The organism is Microbulbifer variabilis ATCC 700307, from assembly GCF_000380565.1.
In the GTDB taxonomy this organism is placed as follows: domain Bacteria; phylum Pseudomonadota; class Gammaproteobacteria; order Pseudomonadales; family Cellvibrionaceae; genus Microbulbifer; species Microbulbifer variabilis.
The window spans coordinates 120,041-137,947 of the sequence record NZ_AQYJ01000022.1; the positions used below are offsets into that span (position 1 = coordinate 120,041).

18 protein-coding genes and 2 tRNA genes are annotated in these 17,907 nt (G+C 53.2%); 18 read left to right on the plus strand and 2 right to left on the minus strand.

Annotated features, from left to right (window positions below):
• Positions 1-14: 14 nt before the first annotated feature.
• The 12 genes from G367_RS0104730 to G367_RS26005 all read left to right on the plus strand — a co-directional run bounded on the left by G367_RS0104730 (position 15) and on the right by G367_RS26005 (position 7,917).
• Positions 15-395: a YbgC/FadM family acyl-CoA thioesterase gene (locus tag G367_RS0104730; RefSeq protein ID WP_051089473.1), complete on the plus strand. Its 381-nt coding sequence runs from the start codon at positions 15-17 to the stop codon at positions 393-395.
• Positions 396-399: 4 nt separating this feature from the next.
• On the plus strand, positions 400-1,089 hold the full coding sequence (tolQ, locus tag G367_RS0104735; RefSeq protein ID WP_020411960.1) for a protein TolQ: 690 nt from the start codon (positions 400-402) through the stop codon (positions 1,087-1,089).
• 20 nt (positions 1,090-1,109) lie between these two features.
• Positions 1,110-1,541: a protein TolR gene (gene tolR / locus G367_RS0104740; RefSeq protein ID WP_020411961.1), complete on the plus strand. Its 432-nt coding sequence runs from the start codon at positions 1,110-1,112 to the stop codon at positions 1,539-1,541.
• Position 1,542: 1 nt separating this feature from the next.
• Positions 1,543-2,343: a cell envelope integrity protein TolA gene (gene tolA, locus G367_RS0104745; RefSeq protein WP_245556656.1), complete on the plus strand. Its 801-nt coding sequence runs from the start codon at positions 1,543-1,545 to the stop codon at positions 2,341-2,343.
• Positions 2,340-3,635, plus strand: a complete 1,296-nt coding sequence (gene tolB / locus G367_RS0104750) for a Tol-Pal system beta propeller repeat protein TolB (RefSeq protein ID WP_020411963.1) — start codon at positions 2,340-2,342, stop codon at positions 3,633-3,635. Before tolA ends, tolB begins: the two co-directional genes overlap by 4 nt.
• A gap of 95 nt (positions 3,636-3,730) precedes the next feature.
• A complete protein-coding gene (locus G367_RS0104755) occupies positions 3,731-4,216 on the plus strand; it encodes an OmpA family protein (protein ID WP_020411964.1) in 486 nt (161 codons plus the stop codon).
• A gap of 18 nt (positions 4,217-4,234) precedes the next feature.
• Entirely contained in the window at positions 4,235-5,059 is an 825-nt protein-coding gene (ybgF, locus tag G367_RS0104760; protein WP_020411965.1) for a tol-pal system protein YbgF, read from the plus strand.
• 114 nt (positions 5,060-5,173) lie between these two features.
• On the plus strand, positions 5,174-5,833 hold the full coding sequence (gene queE, locus G367_RS0104765; RefSeq protein WP_020411966.1) for a 7-carboxy-7-deazaguanine synthase QueE: 660 nt from the start codon (positions 5,174-5,176) through the stop codon (positions 5,831-5,833).
• Positions 5,834-5,882: 49 nt separating this feature from the next.
• Entirely contained in the window at positions 5,883-6,560 is a 678-nt protein-coding gene (queC, locus tag G367_RS0104770) for a 7-cyano-7-deazaguanine synthase QueC (RefSeq protein WP_020411967.1), read from the plus strand.
• 132 nt (positions 6,561-6,692) lie between these two features.
• Positions 6,693-6,768, plus strand: a tRNA-Lys gene (locus G367_RS0104775).
• Between the two features lie 104 nt (positions 6,769-6,872).
• Positions 6,873-6,948 (plus strand) — tRNA-Lys (locus G367_RS0104780).
• Positions 6,949-7,755: 807 nt separating this feature from the next.
• Positions 7,756-7,917 carry a hypothetical protein gene (locus G367_RS26005; protein WP_020411969.1) on the plus strand — a complete coding sequence of 54 codons (162 nt, stop codon included), beginning with the start codon at positions 7,756-7,758 and terminating at the stop codon, positions 7,915-7,917.
• 131 nt (positions 7,918-8,048) lie between these two features.
• Here the strand turns inward: G367_RS26005 and G367_RS0104790 are convergent, their stop codons facing one another.
• Complete coding sequence (locus tag G367_RS0104790; protein WP_020411970.1) at positions 8,049-9,161, minus strand: NAD(P)/FAD-dependent oxidoreductase; 1,113 nt, start codon at positions 9,159-9,161, stop codon at positions 8,049-8,051.
• A 165-nt stretch (positions 9,162-9,326) separates the two neighbouring features.
• On the opposite strand from G367_RS0104790, the gene nadA reads away from it, so the two are divergent.
• The gene (gene nadA, locus G367_RS0104795; protein ID WP_020411971.1) at positions 9,327-10,379 is read left to right on the plus strand and encodes a quinolinate synthase NadA; all 1,053 of its coding nucleotides are present in this window, start codon (positions 9,327-9,329) and stop codon (positions 10,377-10,379) included.
• Between the two features lie 58 nt (positions 10,380-10,437).
• Here nadA and G367_RS0104800 read toward each other — a convergent pair whose 3' ends face one another.
• Positions 10,438-11,946, minus strand: a complete 1,509-nt coding sequence (locus G367_RS0104800; protein ID WP_020411972.1) for a M48 family metalloprotease — start codon at positions 11,944-11,946, stop codon at positions 10,438-10,440.
• 208 nt (positions 11,947-12,154) lie between these two features.
• Between G367_RS0104800 and G367_RS0104805 the strand changes: the two genes are divergently transcribed.
• The 5 genes from G367_RS0104805 to G367_RS0104825 all read left to right on the plus strand — a co-directional run bounded on the left by G367_RS0104805 (position 12,155) and on the right by G367_RS0104825 (position 17,881).
• Positions 12,155-12,433 (plus strand): sulfurtransferase TusA family protein, encoded by a 279-nt coding sequence (locus G367_RS0104805; protein WP_020411973.1) that lies wholly within the window; start codon positions 12,155-12,157, stop codon positions 12,431-12,433.
• Between the two features lie 20 nt (positions 12,434-12,453).
• Positions 12,454-13,539 carry an AI-2E family transporter gene (locus tag G367_RS0104810; protein WP_040628242.1) on the plus strand — a complete coding sequence of 362 codons (1,086 nt, stop codon included), beginning with the start codon at positions 12,454-12,456 and terminating at the stop codon, positions 13,537-13,539.
• Positions 13,540-13,648: 109 nt separating this feature from the next.
• Positions 13,649-14,752 carry a phosphoribosylaminoimidazolesuccinocarboxamide synthase gene (locus tag G367_RS0104815; RefSeq protein ID WP_020411975.1) on the plus strand — a complete coding sequence of 368 codons (1,104 nt, stop codon included), beginning with the start codon at positions 13,649-13,651 and terminating at the stop codon, positions 14,750-14,752.
• Between the two features lie 199 nt (positions 14,753-14,951).
• Positions 14,952-17,306, plus strand: coding sequence for a marine proteobacterial sortase target protein (locus G367_RS23100; RefSeq protein WP_157533341.1), 2,355 nt, complete (start codon positions 14,952-14,954; stop codon positions 17,304-17,306).
• The gene (locus G367_RS0104825; protein ID WP_020411977.1) at positions 17,303-17,881 is read left to right on the plus strand and encodes a class GN sortase; all 579 of its coding nucleotides are present in this window, start codon (positions 17,303-17,305) and stop codon (positions 17,879-17,881) included. Before G367_RS23100 ends, G367_RS0104825 begins: the two co-directional genes overlap by 4 nt.
• Positions 17,882-17,907: the final 26 nt, after the last annotated feature.

Here is a 17,907-nt window from a genome sequence, read left to right on the forward strand (position 1 = left end):
ACTTCAGTATTCCCATGCGTGTGTATATCGAAGATACAGACGCGGGCGGCATTGTGTATTACGTGAATTATTTGAAATATATGGAGCGCGCGCGCACAGAACTGTTGCGCTCCCTCGGTTATGATAAGCCGGCGATGCCGGCGCAGGGACTCTTACTGGTGGTGCACTCCGCCGAGATCCAGTACCGCCGCTCCGCTCTACTCGATGATGCATTGCGCGCTACAGCGACGATTGGCAAACTGGGGCGAGCCGCAGTGACTTTCGAGCAAAAAATCTGGCGCGGCGATGAGCTAATTTGCGAAGGTGTGGTCAAAGTTGCCTGTGTCGCTGACGACAGCCGCAGGCCCTGTGCCCTGCCGGAACCTATTTATTCAGCATTAAAGGCAGTTATTTAAGAAGATGAACGCCGGTGAACAACTTTCTCTTTGGGGGCTAATCCAGAACGCCAGCCTGTTGGTACAGCTCGTGATGCTGTTGCTTTTATTGGCCTCTGTGGTGTCTTGGGTCATGATTATCCAGCGCGGGCTTTACCTGTCCCAGGCCAAGCGCGGCCTCAGTAGCTTTGAGCGTCGCTTCTGGTCCGGTGCGGACCTCAACAAGCTGTTTCGCGAGGGGAGTGAGCGCGCCGAAAAAGGCAAAACCGATGGGGTCGAATCCCTGTTTCGCGCCGGCTTTACCGAGTTTACCCGCCTGCGACAGCAGGGCAGCAGTGGCCCTGAAGCGGTTATGGAGGGTACTGAGCGGGCGATGCGCGTGGCCATGTCACGTGAGCAGGAAAAGGTGGAAATGAATCTGCCGTTTCTGGCTACTGTTGGCTCTGTCAGTCCCTATATCGGCCTGTTTGGCACCGTTTGGGGGATTATGAATTCTTTCCGCGGTCTCGCCACGATGCACCAAGCCACCATTGCCACGGTTGCCCCAGGTATCAGTGAGGCACTGGTGGCCACGGCTATGGGCCTATTTGCGGCAATACCTGCAGTGATGGCATACAACCGCTACTCGGCCAAAGCGGAGTGGCTGTTATCCAGCTACGAAACTTTTGCCGAGGAGTTTTCCTCGATCCTGCACCGCAAAGTGCACTCTGGCTGAGTAGTGAGTAGGCGAACCCTATGAGTGTGTTTCGCAAAGGAACCAAGAAGAAGCTGGTATCCGAAATCAATGTGGTGCCCTACATCGATGTGATGCTGGTGCTTCTAATTGTCTTTATGGTCACGGCACCATTATTGATGCAAGGGGTCAAAGTCGACCTGCCCAACGCGCCTTCGGCGCCGATGGAGGATACCGACGAGGAGCCGTTGATCGTGTCTGTACGATCCGACGGTACCTATTACCTGAACCTGGGATCAGAGGAAAAAGAAGCTAAGCCACTGTCTGAAATCAAGGAGACGGTGGGCAAGGTTTTGCGCCAAAAGCCAAAAACCCCGGTGTTGGTATGGGGCGATACCGATGCCAGGTATGGCCTGATCGTGAATGCCATGACTGAGCTGCAACAGGCGGGAGCGCCCAGTGTCGGTCTGGTGACAGAGCCACCGCAGGGGTAGTGTGTCGGTGAATAAAGGCTTTTATGCACTGGCGATTATAATCAGCCTCCTGTTGCACGGAGCGCTGATTGCTGCCATCACTTATGGCTGGGAAGCCAGCAGTATGCCCGAGCGCAAGGCTATGCCGAAGTTTGTGCAGGCCAAACTGGTGACTATCGAAGCAGCCACGCCGCAGAAAAAGCTGCCAAAGAAGGTGGATAAGATCCAGCAGCGCGCCCAGCGCGAGGCAGAGCAGAAGCGCAAGGCAGAGGTTGAGCGCAAGCGCCGCGCGGCCCTGGAGCAAAAGAAAAAGCTCGAGGCTGAAAAGAAACGCAAGGCCAAAGCTGAGGCCGATCGCAAGGCTAAGCAAGAGAAGGCCCGTCGCGAGAAAGAGCGTAAGGAAAAGGAGCGCAAAGAGAAAGAACTGAAGGAGCAGTTGGCTAAAGAGCGCCAGAGTTCTTTTGATGAAGCACTGGAGGAAGAGCAGGAGTTATTGGATGCCAATGAGGGGCAGCAGGCAGTAATGTCTGTTGGTCAGGCAATCCAGCAGCGTATTGAATCAGTATGGAGTCGCCCGCCGAGTGCTCGTAACGGTATGCTGACCAAAGTGAAAATTAATTTTGTCCCCACCGGTCGAGTAGTGGCAACTAATATCGTCGAGGGCAGCGGCAACGCCGCCCTGGACCGTTCGGTTCTTACAGCTATTCGTCGGGTAGAAGTTTTCCCTGAAGTGGCTGAGCTGGCCAGGGAAGAACCAGTAATTTTCGAGCGGGAAGTCCGCACTACTATTTTGAACTTTAAAGTCGAAGATCTGCGCCAATGATCAAGAGATTACTGAAAACAGTCGTCATTATTGCCATCGCCTCGGTGAGCCTGGGGGCTCGGGCCCAGCTGGTGGTAGATATCACAAGCGGTATCGATGATCCTACTCCTATTGCGATATCTCCTTTCAGCTGGTCCGGCAGCGGTGTGCTGAAAGAGGATGTCTCCGGGATTATTTCCGCAGATCTGCGCCGGAGCGGCCTATTCTCGCCGGTGCCCAAAGAGGACATGCTGTCTTTTCCTAAAACCCCGGAGGATGTGGTGTTTCGGGACTGGCGTATTCTCGGTACCGAATACATAGTGACTGGTAGAATCGAGCCCCAGGCTACCGGTTACCTGCTCACTTTTGACCTTGTTAATGTGTTCGGCCAGCACAAGATGTTTACCAAGCAAGTGCGCGGTGGCCAGACCCAGTTGCGGGATATCGCCCATCGCGCCGCCGATGAAATTTTTGAAGCCGTTACCGGTATTCGTGGTGCCTTCTCTACCGAAATGGTATACGTGCAGGAAGAAACCCGCGGCGGTAAACCCAGCTATGTGCTGATGCGCTCAGATATCGATGGCGCCCGCGCCAAGCAGATTCGCCGCTTTAATGCGCCGGTGATGTCTCCCATGTGGTCGCCAAATGGACAGGAGCTGGCTTATGTTTCTTTCGAGACCGGCCGCCCGGCGATATTCCGCGAGAACCTGCGCACCGGTGCGCGCAAGCAACTGACTAACTTCAAGGGCATCAATAGCTCGCCGACGTGGTCCCCCGATGGAACCAAGTTGGCCATGGTGCTCTCCAAGGACGGCAACCCGGAGATCTACGTACTGGATCTGGTGAGCAACAAGTTCACCCGTATGACCAGACACTTCTCCATTGATACCGAGCCAAACTGGATGCCTGATGGTAAATCGTTGGTTTTCACATCCGATAGGGGAGGAAAACCACAAATTTACCAATTGACTCTTGCCACTGGTCAAGTCGACCGCTTAACCTTCGATGGCGACTACAATGCGCGGCCGCGTGTTTCTCCTGATGGGAAGACGTTGGTCATGGTACATCGCAACCGGGGAACCTTTACCATCGCCACGATGGATATTAATTCGGGCAGAATGCGTGTCCTCACGGAGACCACACTGGACGAATCCCCTAGCATTGCACCGAATGGGGCAATGTTGATGTACGCAACCAAGCGCGGAGACAAAGGTATTCTGGCTGCGGTATCGCTGGATGCTGGGGTGAAGTACAACCTGCCCTCACAAAGAGGTGATGTCCGGGAACCGGCATGGTCGCCATACTTTGATTGAGGCGGGGGCCCGACGCGTTGATGCGTAGGGTGTTTAAAAGACCAATTTTAAAAATCTTTCAGGATTTTCGATAACACAAAAAAGCGGAGTAGCTTATGTTGAAATCAGTTAAAACAGGTTTTGGACTGGCCTGTGTATTTGCAGTAATGGCCGGTTGTAGCAGCACTGACAGTGAGCAGAGCGGTCAGGAAGTTGTAAACCAAACCGATATTGAAGCTCCGGTTGAGACCAATGTTGTAGACGATGGCGAGGCTCTGGCTCCTCTGGAAAACGTAGTTTACTTCGACTTCGACCAATCCCTTCTGAAGCCGGAAACCCGTGAGTTACTGATCCGCCATGCTGACCGTATGCGCAGCGCTTCTGGCTCTGTGCGTCTGGAAGGCCACGCTGATGAGCTGGGTACCCGTGAGTACAACCTGGCTCTGGGTGAGCGCCGTGCTAATGCTGTACGCGACTTTTTGGTACTGCAAGGCGTAGATGCAGCTACTCTGGAAGTGATCAGCTACGGTGAAGAGCGCCCGGCTCAAATGGGCTCTAACGAAGCTGCCCGTGCGATGAACCGTCGCGTTGTTATTAACTAATCGTCAAAATGGATGCCAATGGCTTTTACGATTAGAAAACTGGCGATTACCGCAGCATTAATGGCTGCGGCATCGCCCGTATTCTCCCAGGCTCCGATTGTGGATCTGTCTGCCAGCAGTCAGGAGCAGTCGATTTCCCCGAGCGATAGTGACGCTGCGGAAATGCAGCTCGCCCGTGCCGGAAGTCCGGCCCCGAAAGCCAAGACTAACCCCCAGGCCGAAGCCTACTACCAGATGCAAGTGCTGCAGCAGGAAGTACGTGAACTGAGGGGGACGGTCGAGGAGCTGCGCCACGAGATCAAACGTCTCAAGCAGCAGCGCACCGAGGACTATATGGACCTGGATCGGCGTATTGCCCGCCTCAGCGGTACAGAGCCCTCGTCTCAGCCGCCAGCCAATGCCGACGATGGCGGAGCAACTTCCGCTCAGGGCGGTAGCGCAATGCCTGTCAAGCCTCAGGGCCCAAAAGACGGCAAGAGTGAGCGCGATCGCTATCAGGCCAGTTTTGGCCTCGCTCGCAATGGCGACTACGGTGGTGCCAGCGCTGAGTTCAAGAGTCTGCTGCAAGACTTTCCCAATGGGCAGTACGCTCCCAATGCCAACTACTGGCTGGGTGAGATAGCACTAGTGCAGGGAAACCTGGAAGAGGCTCGAGAATGGTTTGTGGCACTGCTTGATGGCTACCCCAACTCCAATAAAGTCTGGGACGGTCGTTACAAGCTGGGTACTGTTTACCACCAGCTTGGTGACCAGCAGAAAGCCCGCAACCTGCTTGAGCAGGTTGCTGCCAGCGACGCCAGGGCATCAAACCTGGCGAAGAAGTATCTCCAGGAGAACTTTTAGTAGCGGATAATTCGTTACTCTCAAAGTACCATCGCTGGTTTTTTGAGCAGAAAAAGCCTATGATCCCGCGCCCGGATGGCATGTGCCCTCTGGGCGTTTTTGTGTCGGGTGTATATGTCCAGTCTGTCTAAAGAATCACTGAGAATTAGTGAAATTTTCTACTCCCTTCAGGGGGAAGCACGAGAAAGTGGCCTGCCAACAGTGTTTGTTCGCTTAACTGGCTGCCCGCTGCGCTGTACCTATTGCGACTCCGAATACGCTTTTTATGGTGGAGAGCGTATGACCCTGGAGCAGATATTACAGCAGGTAAAGAGCCATCCTGCGCGACATGTCTGTGTGACTGGCGGTGAGCCCCTGGCGCAACCCAATTGCCTGCCCTTGCTTGAGTCCTTGTGTGATGAGGGTTACTCAGTAAGCCTGGAGACCAGCGGGGCCATGCCTGTGGACCAGGTAGACCCGCGTGTCTCCCGGGTTGTGGATCTGAAGACACCAGCTTCTGGGGAGCAGCACCGCAACCGCATGGAAAATATGCAAGTGCTCACCCGCGATGACCAGATTAAATTTGTGATCTGCGATCGCGGCGATTACGAGTGGGCCAGATTTACGCTGGATCAGTACAGCTTGCCAGAGCGAGTAGGAGAAGTGCTCTTCTCGCCCAGTTATGAGCAGCTGCAGGCGCGGCAGCTAGCTGAGTGGATACTGGCGGATGGCCTGCCGGTGCGTATGCAGATGCAGCTACATAAGTTGCTCTGGGGAGATATTCCTGGGGTTTAATTCCATGCCCGGGTTTGCCGTCTGCTGCGTATAAATAAATGAGGAACTGATGACTGCAAAGAAAGCGGTAATTTTGCTATCTGGAGGCCTGGATTCAGCCACCGTACTCGCTATGGCGAATGCTGAGGGCTATGAATGCTACGCATTAGGGTTCGATTATGGTCAGCGCCATGAGGCCGAACTGTTAGCCGCGGAAAGGGTTGCCAAGGCCCAGGGTGCCCGTGAGCACAAGGTAGTCAAGCTGGACCTGCGCGCTATTGGCGGCTCTGCTCTGACCGATGACTCTATTGAGGTACCGGAAGAGGAAACTGCTGGCATCCCTGTCACCTATGTACCTGCACGAAATACGGTTTTCCTTTCTATTGCCCTCGGTTGGGCTGAGGTTCTGGGGGCGCAGGATATTTTCGTTGGTGTTAATGCGGTGGACTATTCTGGGTATCCCGACTGCCGCCCAGAATACATTGATGCCTATGAAAAAATGGCAAACCTTGCCACCCGTGCTGGCGTTGAGGGGCACAAGCTCTCAATCCGCGCGCCTCTGATGCAGATGAGTAAAGCGGATATTGTGCGTGAAGGGACGCGTCTTGGGGTGGACTACAGTTTGACGGTATCCTGTTACCAGGCGCGCCCGGATGGAGCCGCCTGTGGGCGTTGCGATAGTTGCCGTCTGCGCGCAGCGGGTTTTGCAGATGCAGGCCTTGAAGACCCTACAGTCTATGCACAGTGACCGGTACCTGGTGCCAAATTTCAAAGAAAATACCTAACTCCTTAAATTTGTTGGATTTTTTTTCGAATTAGGTATTGTCTTTTCGGAATAGATCCGTAAGATACGCAGCTCCTCACATTGAGGCACGGAAAAGGGTCGTTAGCTCAGTTGGTAGAGCAGTTGGCTTTTAACCAATTGGTCGCTGGTTCGAATCCAGCACGACCCACCATTTTCCACCGGGTAAGCACACAATTACCCAGTATGCTTTTTATATCTCCGCGCGAGAATAAAAGCTTCCTGAGTTGGGACATACCAAGATAGCCCAACGTTAAAGGGTCGTTAGCTCAGTTGGTAGAGCAGTTGGCTTTTAACCAATTGGTCGCTGGTTCGAATCCAGCACGACCCACCATCTCCAAAACCTCTCAGAATTCAGCGATTATGAGAGCATCTGAATTTCTCTACAGTCTCCTTCTGTCATCCGATTCCCGAGAGATTATTGCATAACTACATTTCGTCAACATGATTCCCCTCTTTGGCATAGTTTCCAATATTCTTATGGTGAAACTTAAATTCAGTTATGCCAGTGCGAATGTTGAAGTTGAATAGGGAAGTGGGCACAAATTTTTTTCCTATACTTTCAGTGCTTCTTTCTCATGGCGATATCCCTCTCGTTCAATAAAAATTAGCTCAGTGGTTGATCGGCCCAGGATCAGCCGATTTGAGAATAGTTTCTAAGTATTTAGCTTTTCTGTATCTCAATTGATTCAGTGCTATGGGGCGTAAGTCTCTCGTAGTCAGTTATCCACATTCCGATCTGTAATTCTTATCGCGCATTGACCTTAGTGAAAATCAGCGCTGTTTTATAGCTGTATTCTGCAAAGAGCGATTGCTTTGGCTTTTTGGGTGGTTAATAGTACCTGTTTAGGCCATGCAGAATTTAGTGATAAAACTTTAGTGGAATTTTATTGCCAGGAATTGTTTCCGGGTTCATGAGACTTACTGAAAAAATAAAAAATTCTATAGTCTGAGAATTATCATTGGGCCGGTTAAAGTTGTTGCGAACTGATTTGGAATTACCGGTAAAGTGCCGCTGGTAGACTGGAGCAAAGCCTAATGGCGACTGATATTCTGACTGAAAATCCAATGTAGAGTTGTGGTACGAATATTGGATCTATTATCCGGTCATTTCAGCCATATCTTTAGGGTAGGGGGTGAAATGAATGTTGCTGAGACCGAGCAGAATGCTATTAGCGGAGGTGCTGTAATGGTTAATCAACTAGGGGGTGACAATTTACAGTTTGCTTCCCAGACAAATGGCAGCCAAACCGCCCAGGTAACACAAAATGGCAGTGGAAATATGGGGAGCGTTTTCCAATAGATAAGCCAAAGAAGGCGCAGGATATTAAGTGGATATGATCTTGTGGAAGGGGTTGCTGTTCCATTTTACAGTGTGCAAAAAGAATTTCTGAGTGGGAACTTTCGTCAAGAAATTAAAAGATAATTGAGCAGTTATTCCCGGCTAAGATATTTTCCCATGGCTAGGGCAGCGAGTTCGCCGAGGTAAAGTGCAGAGGTTAAGCCGGGGGATTCAATACCAAAAAAGGCTAGCAACTGCAGGTTAGATGCCTGGCCTTTTTGATAGATGTAAAAATCGCCTGCAGGGGCACCTTTGGGGACCAGTTTTGGGCGTATTCCTGCGTAGTCAGCGTGTAAAGAGCCACTTGGTAGGCCGGGCCAATACCGGCGGATGTTTCGATAGAATTTTTCACCGCGCTTTGCGTCTATGCTGTAGTCAATCGCATTGACCCATTCTACATCAGGCCCAAATCGAGCATGGCCGGCTAAATCGAGAGTGAGATGTATACCCAGCCCACCTCGTTCAGGCAGGGGGTAAATCAAGTGTGAGAAAGGAGCCTTGCCGGATAGGGTAAAGTAGCTCCCCTTGGCCATATACAGTGGTGGGATTGCTCTGAGAGTGGCTTCATCTATGCCGGAAAGCAACTTATTGGTGTGGAGTCCTGCGGCTACTACCAGCCGGGGTGTCTTGAGCTGGTAGCCATCCTCCATTGTCAGCAGATAGTCGTGCCCAGTGAACGACAGGTTTGTGACTCTGGTTGATAGGGCTAGTTGGCCACCTTGATCTTCCAGGGCTCCCTGAAGAGCGAGTAGCAGGGCGTGGCTATCAAAAATGCCTGTCGTTGGGGAATAAATTGCAGCGCAGCACTCCAAATCGGGTTCCAGCTTTCGGACATCCTTTGCAGTAAGAATTTGCAGCCCCCCTGCGTTGTTTGCATCGCCTTGTACTTTCAACGCATGTAGTTGAGGCAATTGGTCCTCGCTGGTGGCCACGATTAACTTACCGATGCGCTTGTGCGCTACGGCATATTGCTCGCAGAACCTGTAGAGCCTGGACTTGCCTTCGACGCACGCGCGGGCTTTTAGGCTATTAGTCGGGTAGTAGATCCCTGCATGAATGACTTCGCTGCTGCGAGCGCTGATCTCCGTACCTATAGCATTGTGTTGCTCGAGTACTATAACCCGGCGACCAGAGCGGGCGAGTGCATTAGCACTGGCAAGACCCAGGGCTCCGGCCCCGATCACTATGCAATCAGCTGTATCCATAAATTCCTTTGGGGACGGTCAAAACCAGGAGGAATGCGCAGATACAAACTCCAGGCAGTCGGCGCTGTCCAATGGCGTAGTAACTATAGATGAGGTTGTGAAAGCACTGTGTTGGCGCTGCAATGCGCTATAATGCGCCCTTTTCGCGAGTAGTGGTAGTTAGCCATGACCCAAAAGTCCGTTGCCGCAGAAACGGTAGAATCCCGCTCACTGGTGCAGGCACACCTGGCGGAGCCGGTTGTGACTCAATACAGTGATGAGGAATTGCAAGGCTGGCGTGAACGTATCAAGCGCCTGTTAGAAGAGCAGAATGCCGTACTGGTGGCTCACTATTATACGGATCCACTGATCCAGGCTCTGGCTGAAGAGACGGGCGGCTGTGTATCTGACTCCTTGGAAATGGCCCGCTTTGGCGCTAGGCATAGCGCTGATACTCTCGTGGTGGCGGGGGTGAAATTTATGGGGGAGACGGCCAAGATCCTGACCCCGAACAAGCGTGTCCTGATGCCTACTCTGGAGGCCACCTGTTCCCTGGACCTGGGCTGTCCACCCGATGAATTTTCAGAATTCTGTGACCAGCATCCCGATCGCACAGTAGTGGTATATGCCAACACGTCCGCTGCGGTAAAGGCACGCGCGGATTGGGTGGTAACCTCCAGCATCGCCCTGGATGTGGTAGATCACCTAGATGCCAACGGTGAGAAAATCCTCTGGGCACCGGATAAGCATCTTGGTGGCTACGTTCAGCGCGAGACCGGCGCAGACGTCTTACTGTGGGATGGCTCCTGTATTGTGCATGAGGAGTTCAAGGCCAAGGGAGTGGAAGACCTGAAAGCCCTGTATCCAGATGCGGTGGTATTGGTACACCCGGAATCTCCCGCGTCGGTGGTTGCTTTGGCGGATGTCGTAGGCTCCACTTCGCAGATTATCAACGCGGCCAAAACCCGCCCGGAAAAGCGCTTTATCGTAGCCACCGATCAGGGCATCTTCTACAAAATGCAGCAGGAGTGTCCAGATAAGGAACTGATGGTTGCGCCTACTGCCGGTGCCGGTGCCACTTGTCGCAGCTGTGCCAACTGCCCTTGGATGGCGATGAACTCCCTGGAAAATCTCTGTGGGGTTTTGGAGCGCGGCGATAATGAAATTTTTGTAGATGCGGAGCTGGGCCGCAAGGCAATGATTCCCCTGCAGCGAATGTTGGATTTTCGCAGGGCCTGACGGGTTAATTTAGCCGTATAGCGATAAAAAGCGGCTGTTGGCCGCTTTTTATTTTGGGTTAAAGCTCTTTGGCTTTTTCCTGCATTTTGATCACATCCTTGAGGCGCTGCTCGAGAATGGCATTGGTCTGGTATTCGTTTTTAGTCATGCGAATACCGTGACGCAGGTGCTGAAGGGCTTTATCGAAGACGCCATTGAGAATGTAGTACTCGGCGCGGGCCTCATGCACTCCGACGATGTCCCCAGCGAGTCCATGGGTCTCCGCCAGCAGATACCATACGGAGGGGTCTTTCTTGCGTATGCGGCTATATTTGGCCAACAGGCGCTCCGCAGCCAGGTAATTGCCGGCTTTAAAGTGGGCATTGGCGAGGCCCATGATTAGGGCGTGATCACCAGGGTTGCGGTCAAGTGCATGCTGCAGACGCTGGGTGGCACTGGAATAATCTTCCCGCACCAGGTCGATGTCGGCTCGCGCCAGTACAAAGGCGGCCTTTGAAGGTTCTTTATCAAGCAGCGGCTGAAGGGTATCCAGGGCTGTATCTGGTTTACCCGCGGCAAGCTGCGCCAAGGCCAGGCCATAGCGTGCGGCGTCTTCATTGTCATTGATGCCGTTTAGCTCGGCATTGAAGCGTTTTACAGCTTGTTGGGGGGTTGGCTCCCCGGCCAGGCGAATACGGGCGCGCATCAGATGATAGTCCCGGCTATCACTCGGAGGTACTTTTGTCATGCGCTGGGAGCGGAGCTTGGCATCAGCGATACGTTTTTCTGTCACTGGGTGGGTGAGTAGGAATTCTGGTGGGCGGCGGTAGTAGCGGGTTGCCTTGAGCATTTGTTCGAACATTTCACCGGCGGCTTCCGGATCGCGCCCGGATTTGGCCAGGGTTTCGATGCCCACCCGGTCTGCTTCCTGCTCATTCTTGCGGCTGAAGCGTAGCTGGTTATCCAAAGCTGCAGCTTGGGTGGCAGTCATGGCAGCGAGGCCAGCTTCGCCGCCGGCAGTGGCGGCGAGTACCAGGGCGCCGAGCATGCCAGCCAGAGTGGGGATGGTACTGTTGCGCTGGGCTTCCAGTGATCGCGCGTAGTGCCGCTGACTGAGGTGCCCGAGTTCGTGGGCGATCACCGAGGCGAACTGGTCTTCATTTTCGGCAAATAGAAAGAGACCGGTATGGATACCCATAATCCCACCGGGAACCGCAAATGCGTTCATGGTTTCATTGCTCACCACGACCACATCGATATTCTTGTCTTCCAGTGGGCTGTATTCCGCCAGCCCCTTTACGGTTTGCTCTACATATTGTTGGAGCAGGGCATCAGAGGAGGTTTTCACTTGGCTGCGGAACATACGCAGCCACATTTGCCCCAGCTCTTTTTCCCGTTGGCGCGAAACTACCCCGCTAGTGCTGTCGCCCAGCTCCGGTAGACGTATTTCCTCGCTGTCTGCGGTGGTGGCGATCGGGGTGGCGCCGAGTAGCAGGCCTATACCCAGCGCCCTAAGGCCGGTGCGGAATCGCTGCGTTAGAGGCGCTTTGTTACAACGGCGAGGCAGGGTCTTGTGGGAATCAGTCATCTCAATTACTGCTCGGTCTGTCCGTGAAGGATCTATAGTCCAACTCTATACGCAACCCTATTGAACTGTCGAGGTTTGGACTCAGTGGAGCACAAATGGTTCAGCTTTGCGCCACGTAGAGGGTTAAAAAGGGTAAAGCTTTGTGGGTGTGTGGCGCAGATTACGCGCTATAATCCGCGGCAATTCAAAGCGTGTGACTGAATAGCCAATGGCAAAAATCCCCACTGAGACAGTGCGAGAACAACCGCTTCCAGATTGGGACGCGGCGGAGAGGGTGGATGCGCGGAATTTGCCGTGCCCCCAGCCCCTGTTGGCCATGCGTCGCGCCCTGCGCGAGTATGAGGTGGGAACTCTTTTGTGTGTGATAGCAACAGATGAAGCTTCCTGGCGCGATTTTCACAGCTTTGCCGCCTTGAGCGGTAGGTCGCTACTGCGCGCAGAGCGGCGTGATAATACCTTTCTATATTGGCTGTACGCTGGCAAATGATGAACCAATCCCGAGAATCCATGTTATCGATTGTTAAAGGCTGGGTGAATCGCTACTTCAGCCAGGAAGAAGTGGTGCTGCTGGTGCTGCTTCTTACTGTAGCTCTGGTGGTGCTGGCCACACTCGGGGTGGTATTAGCGCCTGTACTTACGGCTTTGGTAATAGCCTTTTTAATGCAGGGCATGGTGCAAAAGCTTAAATCCTGGCGGGTGCCCCACTGGATGGCAGTAACACTGGCTTGCCTGGTGCTGGTGGGCGCCATCGTTGCCTTACTGTTTGTAGTGCTACCAATTATCTGGCGCCAGCTAGTGCGGCTGGGTGCGGAGTTGCCGAATATGGTTCAGCGCGGGCAGGAACTTCTACTGCTGTTGCCTGAGCGATACCCACGCCTGATTTCAGCGGCGCAGATCGATGAGATTTTTAACTTACTGGGCAGTGAGTTGGGTGGCATAGGTCAGACCCTGCTAGCCTTCTCCCTGACCAACCTGCCAATTTTTGCCGGATTGTTGATTTATGTGGTGGTGGTGCCGATCCTGGTGTTTTTCTTCCTCAAGGATTCCGATCAATTGATCCGCTGGTGCACCTCCTTCTTGCCAAAGGAGCGTCCGATGATGCATCAGATCTGGCATGAGATGAACGACCAGGTGGCAAACTATGTGCGCGGTAAGGTGGTAGAGATTGGCATAGTGGCAGCGGTCAGCTATGCCGCTTTTCTACTGTTAGGGGTGAATTACGCCTTACTGCTCGCGGTAGCAGTAGGGTTCAGCGTGTTGATTCCCTATATCGGCGCTGCGGTAGTGACGATTCCAGTGGCGGCCATAGGCTTGTTTCAGTGGGGGTGGAGCAATGAGTTTTTCTACTTGATGATCACCTACGGCATTATCCAGCTGCTCGATGGTAATGTGTTGGTACCGTTGCTTTTTTCTGAAGCGGTCAACCTTCACCCAGTGGCAATTATTCTGGCAGTTTTGTTTTTTGGTGGCATCTGGGGGTTCTGGGGTGTCTTCTTTGCTATCCCTCTGGCGACTTTGCTTAAGGCCATTATGAGTGCCTGGCCTACCAGTGAGCACCAGGCTGAGTGGGAGGCGAGGCGAATATCGGATTAATTATCTGATTTGGGTATTTAATCGATATCTTTTCTTTGTCTGTAGGTCGCGGCATTTGCTAGAATGCCGCGCTTTCTTTTATTTGGTCCCTTCAAATAGGTGAGAGCCCATGAGCCTGGCTGACAAAGTCCTAGCGGTCAATAATGACCTGCCTATCCGCACTGACAAGCCCATCCACAGTGGCAAAGTTCGCTCCGTTTACTGGCTGACCGAGGCCGACAGCCGTCGCCTGATCGAGGAGAAAGGTTATCCGGTAGCGCCGGACGCGCCTCTCGCAGTGATGGTAATTTCTGATCGCATCTCTGCATTCGACTGCATCTGGACCGGTGAAGGCGGTATGCGTGGCGTGCCTGGCAAGGGCGCGGCATTGAACGCTATTTCCAACCACTGGTTCAAGTTGTTTAAAGAACAAGGCCTGGCCGATAGCCACATTCTGGATATCCCGCACCCGCTGGTGTGGATCGTACAGAAGGCACGCCCGGTTATGATCGAAGCGATCGCCCGCCAGTACATCACTGGCTCCATGTGGCGTTCCTATCAGAAGGGTGAGCGCGAGTTCTGCGGGATTGAAATCCCCGATGGTCTGCAAAAAGACCAGAAGCTGCCAGAGCTGCTAATTACTCCCTCCACGAAAGGTATTCTCAAGGGCATCCCCGGTGTGCCGGAAGCCGATGATGTAAATATCACCCGCAAGAATATTGAGGACAATGTCGAGGCATTTGACTTCCGCGATTCGGGAGACATTGACCTGTATGAAAAGCTGCTGAAAGAGGGCTTCGATGTAATTTCTACGGAGCTTGAAAAGCTTGACCAAGTCTTCGTCGACACCAAGTTTGAGTTCGGTTACGTGACCGATGCCAACGGTGAAGAAAAACTGATCTACATGGATGAGGTGGGCACCCCGGATTCCTCTCGTATCTGGGACGGTGAACAATACCGCGCTGGCAAGGTTGTGGAAAACTCCAAAGAGGGTTTCCGTCAGGCCCTGCTAAACCACTTCCCGGATTCCGATATCCTTCTGAACAAAGACCGTATGGGTGAGCGTCTGGCTCTGGCCCGTGATAACGAGTTGCCCGAGTCTATGCTGATGGATCTCTCCGCCACCTACGTGGGTATTGCCGAGAAAATTACCGGCAAGGAACTGGAGATTTCAGATAACCCCAAAGAAGAGCTGCTTGAAGTTCTGCGCAAGGATTACGGCCTGGTCGATTAATCCAGTTCTAGTTGAAAAAACCGGCGCTGGCGCCGGTTTTTTTGTTCCTGCAGTTCCGGCTTGGCTCTTAGGGCTTTGCAATTTTCTACCCGCCATAATTCGTCATTTTTGCTCCTTACTTTCGCCCGATTCGTTGCCGTGTTTCGCCTGCTTCCCTGTTTTTAATAACCCCAGTTAATTAAAAAGTGGAGGGAAGTTTGTGAACAGGGTGATGTTGTTCGGGCAACGCTTTCACAAAGATGATCTGATGCTGCCGACAGAGGAATACTATCGCCGTCGTCAGCGCAGCGGTGGTCTGGGCCGCTGGATATTGTTTATTGTGGTGGTATTGGCGGTAGTAATCGCGGCTATTGGTGCAGAGGTGAACGCGCAAGAACTGCCCGGTGAGGTGGACACTGATGCTGCCTTCTTGGAAACGGTTACCCTGGATGAGGTAAAGGCTGGTGACTTGTTATTTACCGGTGCTGAGATGGGCCGCTATATTCCCGCAGTACACCTAGCGAGCCAAGTCAAAATAGTTATTCGCGGACTGGTTGCAGATGTACAGCTACAGCAAAAATTTCAAAATACCAGCGATAATTGGCAGGAAGCCATTTATGCATTACCACTGCCAGAACAGACGGCCGTTGCCAGGTTACAAATCCAGTTAGGCGAGCGCTTGATTGTCGGAAAAGTACGTGAACGCAAGCAGGCGGCGAAGATTTATAAGGCTGCCCGTGCGGCGGGCAAGCGCGCAGCCTTACTGGAGCAACAACGGCCTAATTTGTTCACCAATAAGGTTGCCAATATTGCACCGGGAGAGGTAGTGCAGGTAAATATCCGCTACATCCAACCGGTGACTTACGATGGGGGTACGTTTTCCCTACGTATGCCTACTACGCTAACACCCCGTTATATCCCAGGTGAGTCTGTCCCTGTGCATGCGCTTGGTGGAGATGAGTTGAATCTGGTAACACAACATAATGGCTGGGCCCTACCGACAAATCAGGTACCGGATGCCCCGGCCATTACCCCACTAATGCAGCCGGCTGAGGAGCTTCACGCTATTGGCAGCCATAAGATGGCTATTGAAGTGGAGTTGCATAGCGGTCTGCCACTGGCACAAGTCAGCAGCCCCTATCACAAAATTGATGTTGAGGATCAAGAGGGCGGGCGCTACGACGTCCATCTGCGAGAAGGAGCGGTGAGTATGGATCGGGATTTTGTCCTGCGCTGGCAGCCGCATGCCTCGGCCCTGCCTCGCGCCGCCCTGTTCAGTGAGAGGATCGATGCTACTAGTGAGAAAGCTGGAACCTACTTACAGGTGATGTTACTGCCGCCCGATGACGGTATTCGCAGCCAGCGCCTGCAGCGGGAAGTGGTTTTTGTAATTGATACCTCTGGCTCCATGTCCGGCAATTCCATTCGTCAGGCTAAGGAAAGCCTGATACTGGCACTTGCTCGCCTGAGTGTGAATGATCGTTTTAATGTGATCGCATTTAACAGCGCTAGCCGTGCCCTTTTTCCACGCCCTGTAGTGGCAAGTGCGGAAAATATCCGTCGCGCACGGCAGGAAATAGAAATCTTGAATGCAGAAGGTGGCACAGAGATGGCACCGGCTCTGCGCCTGGCTTTGGAGCAGCAGTTACCGGGCGATATCAACCTGGTGCACCAGGTGGTTTTTATTACTGACGGGGCGGTAGGGAATGAACAAGCGCTGTTTGAGGTCATACACCAGCACTTAAATAACACCCGTCTTTTCACTGTGGGGATTGGCTCGGCACCCAACAATCATTTTATGCGCAAGGCTGCGCAGTTTGGGCGAGGTGCCTTTGTCACCATCGGAGATATTACTGAAGTGCGTGAGCGTATGCACGCCCTGTTCACCAAGCTTGAAAACCCCGTGGCCACTGACCTGCAGCTCAGCTGGCCCGAGGGGTTAGTAGCGGATGCTTACCCCAAGAGAATTCCGGATCTTTATCGTGGTGAACCCTTACAACTGGTGGCCAGGGTAGAGGGCGGTAATTTTCAGGGGGAAATCAAGCTACGTGGGCGTATGGCAGACAAACAGTTTGTGCGTAAGCTGGCTTTAAAAGTCGATGAATCTGGACATGGTGGCAGTCTTGGAAGCCTGTGGGCGCGCAGCAAAATTGAATCCTTGCGTGACCAGCAGATGCAGATCGGTGAGAGCAGTGATACTGGCCAAGTATTGCGTGAACAAATTTTGCAGCTAGCCCTGGCGCACCAGCTGGCTAGCCCTTATACCAGTTTTGTTGCTGTAGAGGAGAAAGTGGTTCGCAATGAAAAGGATAAACTCGCCCGCGGCCCGGTTACCAATGTGGTGCCTCGAGGGCAAGTGCTGCAGCGTCAGGCTTACCCCAGTACAGCGACTGGAGTCTATACCCAACTGCTTGCTGCCCTGGGATTATTCAGCTTTGCAGCATTGTTAAGTCGCGGGCGTAAGCTTCGCAGCAACATGGTGCATCAATTGCGCTACCTGTTGCGCAAGGTAATGCCGGATGTGCGCTGTACCCAAAATAGCTTTGAAGCCCGGCCTGGGGGAGTTCGTCCGTGATCCGCCCCCTGCTTTTCCTGGTGTGCTTCGTGGCGGGGTTATGGCAGCTGGGTTCCGCTGCCTGGTTGCTGGCAAAGGCACAGTTGGCTCAGCTACTGATTGTCAGCGCCTGGGAGGAGCAGTTGCAGGGTGGGGCTCCGCAAAAGCCCTGGCCCTGGGCGGATACTTGGCCTGTGGCCAAATTGAAGCTGGAAGGACAGTCGCCATTAATTGTTCTCGCCGGAGGCAGTGGGCAGGCGCTGGCTTTTGGCCCCGGCTTGTTGTCGGGTTCAGGGAGCCCAGGGGAAAACCGCACTACAGTGATTGCGGCTCATCGGGATACTCACTTTGCAGGATTGGACCGTGTCAGGCGAGGTACCTCCATTTATCTGCAAGATAAATACGGACGCTGGCATACTTACCGGGTTTCGGAGATGCGGATTGTGGATAGCGAGAGCGAACGCCTGCCGGTCTTTGCCGAGCGCGGGTTATTGCTGGTGACCTGTTACCCCTTCAATGCCCTGGCGGCGGGTGGTCCCCTGCGCTACTTGGTCTACGCTGAATATCAATCCGGCGGGGAGCTGGTTCGGCTGTGACCGAGACTATTATTTGGGACTCGATT

Bases quoted from the DNA above. Each gene is read 5' to 3' on its own strand.
- G367_RS0104730 (WP_051089473.1), top strand. From the start codon at position 15: ATGCGTGTGTATATCGAAGATACAGACGCGGGCGGCATTGTGTATTAC.
- tolQ (WP_020411960.1), top strand. From the start codon at position 400: ATGAACGCCGGTGAACAACTTTCTCTTTGGGGGCTAATCCAGAACGCC.
- tolR (WP_020411961.1), top strand. From the start codon at position 1,110: ATGAGTGTGTTTCGCAAAGGAACCAAGAAGAAGCTGGTATCCGAAATC.
- tolB (WP_020411963.1), top strand. From the start codon at position 2,340: ATGATCAAGAGATTACTGAAAACAGTCGTCATTATTGCCATCGCCTCG.
- G367_RS0104755 (WP_020411964.1), top strand. From the start codon at position 3,731: ATGTTGAAATCAGTTAAAACAGGTTTTGGACTGGCCTGTGTATTTGCA.
- ybgF (WP_020411965.1), top strand. From the start codon at position 4,235: ATGGCTTTTACGATTAGAAAACTGGCGATTACCGCAGCATTAATGGCT.
- queE (WP_020411966.1), top strand. From the start codon at position 5,174: ATGTCCAGTCTGTCTAAAGAATCACTGAGAATTAGTGAAATTTTCTAC.
- queC (WP_020411967.1), top strand. From the start codon at position 5,883: ATGACTGCAAAGAAAGCGGTAATTTTGCTATCTGGAGGCCTGGATTCA.
- G367_RS26005 (WP_020411969.1), top strand. From the start codon at position 7,756: ATGAATGTTGCTGAGACCGAGCAGAATGCTATTAGCGGAGGTGCTGTA.
- G367_RS0104790 (WP_020411970.1), bottom strand. From the start codon at position 9,161: ATGGATACAGCTGATTGCATAGTGATCGGGGCCGGAGCCCTGGGTCTT.
- nadA (WP_020411971.1), top strand. From the start codon at position 9,327: ATGACCCAAAAGTCCGTTGCCGCAGAAACGGTAGAATCCCGCTCACTG.
- G367_RS0104800 (WP_020411972.1), bottom strand. From the start codon at position 11,946: ATGACTGATTCCCACAAGACCCTGCCTCGCCGTTGTAACAAAGCGCCT.
- G367_RS0104805 (WP_020411973.1), top strand. From the start codon at position 12,155: ATGGCAAAAATCCCCACTGAGACAGTGCGAGAACAACCGCTTCCAGAT.
- G367_RS0104810 (WP_040628242.1), top strand. From the start codon at position 12,454: ATGTTATCGATTGTTAAAGGCTGGGTGAATCGCTACTTCAGCCAGGAA.
- G367_RS0104815 (WP_020411975.1), top strand. From the start codon at position 13,649: ATGAGCCTGGCTGACAAAGTCCTAGCGGTCAATAATGACCTGCCTATC.